Source organism: Ancylomarina sp. YFZ004 (assembly GCF_054254355.1).
In genome coordinates this window covers 302,479-308,584 of sequence record NZ_JBTCHQ010000005.1, presented here as the reverse complement: position 1 = coordinate 308,584, position 6,106 = coordinate 302,479, and the positions used below count along the sequence as shown (strand labels likewise).

1 protein-coding gene is annotated in these 6,106 nt (G+C 34.4%); it reads right to left on the bottom strand.

The annotated features are described in order from the left end of the window. Positions 1 to 6,082: immunoglobulin domain-containing protein (locus tag ACXR6G_RS10855; RefSeq protein ID WP_458361451.1), on the bottom strand; the 6,082-nt coding region annotated here is incomplete at its 3' end. Positions 6,083 to 6,106 lie beyond the last annotated feature (24 nt).

Below are 6,106 nucleotides of genomic sequence, written 5' to 3'. Positions count from 1 at the left end.
TTATAGAATAAGTACCAGCAAGTGCGGCAGCATCTAAGTTCAAACTTGAACCCGTGCCTAATCCTGTAGTTCCTCTTTTCCACTCGTAAGATAAAGGTTCCGTTCCTGCAGTTACATTAACATTAAAACTCTTACCTGCTCCTATACATAAAGTCTCATCTGAAATATCAGCAAAAAGAACTTTCTGATAAACTTTTACTTCAAACTCATTTGATTCATTGTCAACAAATCCTGTTCGTTGAACAAGTGCTCTAAACTTCCACAAATTCATCGCTGATGTTGCGGGTGTTATCGTTAAGATTGATGAAGTTTCTGAGAAAACATCAGATCCCAATCCTCCTATTGCCTGATAACCTGAACCATCGTTGTACTGCCAAACACAAGCTGTTGTTGTATTATCATACTGAATTACAAAATTGAACGAGCTCCCTTCACAAGATTCTGTATTCTCAGCCTGTGCAGTTATTCTATTATCCAAATTAATTCTTAAAGTTGCAGGATTACTATCTTTAAAATTACATGAATTTGTAACCTTACAGTAATATCTGTAACCATTCATAGATAGACTTGCTGAAGCTATAGTTAAACTAGATGTTTCTGCAGATGCAGGTGAGTTACCCATACTCACAAAACCAGTTCCATCATCCTCAAACCATTGATAAGTTAGAGGTTCATCACCTGTAGCAACAACAGTAAAAACGGCTGAAGCATTTTCATCTACTGTTCTATCTGCAGGATGTGTACTTATTGTAACATTTCGTTTTACAGTTAAACTTACTTTTTCGGATTCTATAGGATCACAAAATTCTCCACTAACTTTGCAATGAAATAAGTCATCATCATAGGCTAGTAAATTACTAACTGTTAAATCCTTAGTTTCTGCCCCAGTAAAATCGACACCATTATTTACTAATACATTATTATTAAACCACTGATATGATGGAGTTAACTCAGCCGTACCAGTGACTTTAAATATAACTGAAGTATTATCTTCACAAGGATTTTGAGCTATTGGTTGTAAAGTTATCTGAGCATGTTTACGCACAACAACAGTAAAATTAACAAAAGCACTTGTACAAGCATTTGTTGAAATCAGTTCACATTTATAATTTCCATTATCTCCTAAGTCAGCTACATCTAAATCAAGAATATTGGGTATTGGTTGTGGGCCTTGATCGATTCCACCTTTAGTCCATTTGTAAGATAAAATATCACCATCACCGGTTACGACTAAACTTAATGGCTCACCTACACAAGGTTTAGGAGCAATATCGGAGTTTGAAAAAACTGCAATTGGTTTATAAATATTTACCTTAGCAAGTCTTGTCACTTCCCCACAATATTTAGAACTAATCTTAGCTATATAATTTCCTGAAGAAGTTGGATAAATCGCTCCAGTAATTGTCGCATTTAGATCATTTGCTAACAAACTATTATCTGGATTCAACCAAGTTGGAGCCTTATAGTCAGTACCAATAACGATCATACTTAATAGAATATCACTTCCAGCACAACGATTTATATCTGCAATTGCATTTAAACTTGGTTTATCATGAACAACAACATCAAAATCACCATCCAATGGTTCACAATCACCAACTAACTCATATCTGTAATTGTAAGTTCCTGCAGTAGTAATAATTCCAGTAGAAATTCTAGTCTCACCTTTATAAGCAGTCAACTCAGTATCTGTATGATCAAACCACTTAATAGAAACTGGATTTCCAGTAACATTAATTATTAACTCAGTCTTATCTCCTTCACAAATATCCAAAACTACAGCAGGATCTTCTGTTACAGAGATATGATCATTAACCACTAATTTTCGTTGGTAATTAACTGTACCACATTTTAATTTTATAGCACAATAATATATTCCTGCATCTGCTAATTCAACTTTCGATATCGTGTATGAAGGATTTGTTCCTAGAATAGTTTCTACTCCAGAAGAATTTACAAAGCGCCATGCAAAAGTTGGTGTTCCAACATAATCAACTTTTAATAAATAATCAGAAGAACCTTGACATATAACATCGGTTTCTTTTAATGAACTAGTTACACTTTCTGCACTTAAAGTAGCTGTAACAGTCTTACTATAACCACATTTATTAGCTACAACGCAGGTGTAAATACCTAAATTTTCAGCTTGAACACTAGAAACAGTTAAAATATGCTTAGGATTCGGGTCTGCTATTACAACAGGTGTTCCATTAGGATCAGTCCATGTATAAGTTAATTTAGAACCAGATGGTTTTGTTGCTATCTGTACTTCAAAACTCGCATCCTGCCCAATACATACTGTACTATTTTTAAGTGTTGGTTCTGAAAACTTACCTAAAATATCAACACTAAATCGATTAGTTACCAAAGCATTACACTCACCTTCAACTGAAATCTCCCACTCTCCCTCATTAGTTACAACAGGTAGAGTTAAAGGGCTAAGCATAGGTATTATTTCCTTTAAAGTAGTCAAATTCTTTGCTGAATACAGTGTTGCTTCTCCATTATCTGTAATAGAAATCTCAACACTTTCATCAGGACAATATGGCCCTTCATTATCAATAGAAATAACAACATCTTTTAATTTTGGAATCATTGATAAAGTACTTGTGCTACTTTTACTGCCACAATTATTTGTAACTGTAACTTTGTAATTTCCAAGCTTATCAATATCTACAGGATTTATACTAAAAGAACTAGAATTAAAATCATCAGGTACGACCTTATCTTTTTGGGCTCCTATAGGAACTTCCCACATGTATATATATGATAAACTTGGAGTCTCTAACTTTACATTATAGGTATATGCTGTTCCTTCACAAACAGAGACAGGCTTTATATCTATAATTTTAATCTCAGGATGAATAGGATTATCAACTAAACTCTCCTGTATTTCATTCCCTTTACAAGTAAGAACACCTGAACTAACATTATAAGTTGTAGTAACTGCTACTTTATAATACTCATCATTAACATCTGGTATTACATTGCAAGTCAACTCATCATTGACAAGGAAAGGGACAGATTCATCATTTCTAAACCATGAATATTTAATTGTAGCTGCACTTAAAATTGGTCCATCTTCCAAGTTTGCTACTAATAAAGCTGCAGTCTTATCGCACAAATCTAAAGGAACAGTAAGGCTTTTCAATTTAGCCTTACCTAAAATTTCAATGCTAATTTCTTTAATTAAATTCTGTTTACATCCATTAACCACCTCACAGCGAACTGTATAATCACCTGCACTATAATCTAAGTCAGAGTTAAATACGAACGTATTAAAACTATTCTCTTTAACTTCCAATGCAGTAGCTTCATCTTTTCTAAATACTTCCCACTTTATCACACTAAAATCTCCGGAAACTGTAGCTGTAATATCTGTTGAAACTCCTTCACACAATTCTGTTTTTCCTACGAGAGCATCCAAACTAGCCGTTTCATCAACAAAGATTTCAACTTCAACATGCGTGGGCTTCACATCAATTCCACACTGCGCATAATCTTCTCTGAAATTTATTGTACATCGGTAAATACCAGCATGACTATCAACAACATTATTAAATATTAATTTATAAGTATCAATTCCTTCTATACTTGTATCAGTGATTGCAACATACGTATCATCGGGCAGTTTCTTCTCCCACAAGAATGTAAACCACCCCATATCACCATATTTAATATCTGCAACGCCTTGAGTCGCTCCTTGGCACAAGTGCAATCCTTTATTATAAGGGGTATAGCTGTAACTAGGAACAACATCAGGATTAAATACCTTCTCAGCATCAACTGCTGGAACAAAAGAAATACTATCAATTGCAAAAACGCTTTGCTTTCCAGTCGCATTCGCATCCACAATCTTTATTGTAGCACTCTCAGCAGTACCAGCGCGCCAAAATACCTTAACTGATTTCCAAGCATCTGTTTTATCAAATTTTATTTTTTGAGGGGTAATTTTATCATCATTAACATAAACATCAATATACTGTTCTGAATAATCTACATCAATCTCATGAGCTAGTCTACCGTATAATTTTAATATGAACAGCCGGTCTGTAATATCAATATTATTACCTGCTGGTATTTGCCATATGACATCAGAAGCTCCATTACCTGAAGAATGAGCTAATAACATTAGCTTAGTAGATTCGGGTTCTTTATTTAAAAGCTCAGAACTTCCAAATTTTTCAAAACTTGTATTTTGAACCTGAGGGTTATAACTGATAGCCGCTGTACCTGGTTTATCTAATCTTATATCTGTAAAATCAAGATCAGATACAGAATTAAATATACCAAAATTAAAATCACCATTAGAGAGAATATCCATATTAGGGTCACGGAAATAGGCCTTTAAAATATACTTAGTTGCCTCCTCTGGTACAGGTATAACTAGGGGCTCATTTGGAAATTTAATTGAGTCAGGATGAATAATATCATGATACCATTCATACCAATCGGGAATGGGTGTGCTATTAACTTCTAAGGTGATATTCCCTTCTTGGTTCGAACAGATATATCCGAGATCATAATTAAAAACGACTTCAGGATTTATAGGCGAAATTGATTTCGTAAAGCCAGAAAAATAACCAGCTGCACCAACAGCATCATCCTCTACTGATAATGCAACATAAATTGCCTTATTCGATATAACAGAAACATTATTTTCAGTCGTTGAATATTTATATACGACCCATTCATTATTACCACTCACCTTCTTGGCTGATTCAGATGGAAGTGTATTTCCATTCACATTTACTGCAGCTCCTTTTTGTGCATAAATGACTACAATTCCAGTTCCCAGTTCATTCACGAAAGGGATATCAACTTGACGGAAACCTAGAGCACTCAGAGGAGGAATAAAGTTCATTCCAACAGTAGCAAAAGCATAATCGATTTTGTTCCCATACCTATCATAAACAATCTTGTTGGAAGCTGAAGTCGTTTGATACAAATAAACATCATGATTTGTTTCAATAAACATGGTTCCCTCTGAGGTAAAATACTCTGCGTCTATAACATAAGAATCCCCTGCATTTAAAGGTTCTGGGTTTATAACGCCACTTATTCCATTGACAGTAATATTAGTATCATCCTCAGTCGCTACAACTATAGGACGTTCAGTTTCATCATTTCCTTTCCCCTTCAATAAAATGTATTGGCGACCAACCAAATCTTCAGGTACAATCTGATCTACTCCAATATCTTGTGCTGAATAAAGGCAAGCTCCACCCGTCCAAGAACCCGAGTTTACCGCAATAGGTTTATCAGAAGTGATTTTCGTTCCATTAAACTTATTAACATCATCGGGAGATAAGAATTTATGGTCAGCACCAATAACATAACTCTGGCCAGCTTGTAATATTACTGTTATATCTCCATTAACAGGCATAGCTGTTTTAGTGGCAGAAGTCAAATTTCCAACTTTAATATCTGAAAACGTAACACTGGTTGTATTCTTTGTTGCCATTACAGAAATAAAATGGCTTCTATGATTTACAACTGAATAATCATTATAATAAATATATTTCCTTTTATATCTATCCCAATATCTTTTCTCATCTCCCCATCCAGAGTCGGTATTTGAACCTCGCTTACTATACAGATGTCCGGAACGGAAAGAAGTCCCTAATGCAGCTTGTCCTTTAGAAGTTAGAGACAAACCATGAATATCAGATTTATGCCTGATATTCACATAAAAAGGTTGTTTTGATGTAAAAATTAAACCTTGATCGGAAATAACTTGATTTAACCTTTTGTAATTAATCACACCAAATGGAGGATTTTTAATTGTTCCTGAACCCAAATTAAAAGATACTGGATTGGTAATTGAAATACCTTCAATTATTGTAGAAAAAGTTTCATCACTATTCTTTATTGTAACATCAATAGGCGCTTCTGATGGTGTTGTTAAAACAACCCAATGATCTTTAATATCCCCATCTGAAGTCGTACCAGCATACATTGGTGGCACATAATGAATTATATCCAACTGAGCCTTGGCAGCAAAAGGAAGAAGAAATAAAAAAGATAGAATGGCTATTTTAATACAAGCCTCGATTTTCATAGAGCGAAACAAAAAATTCATCACAGGGATTTTGGTTAGTTGACA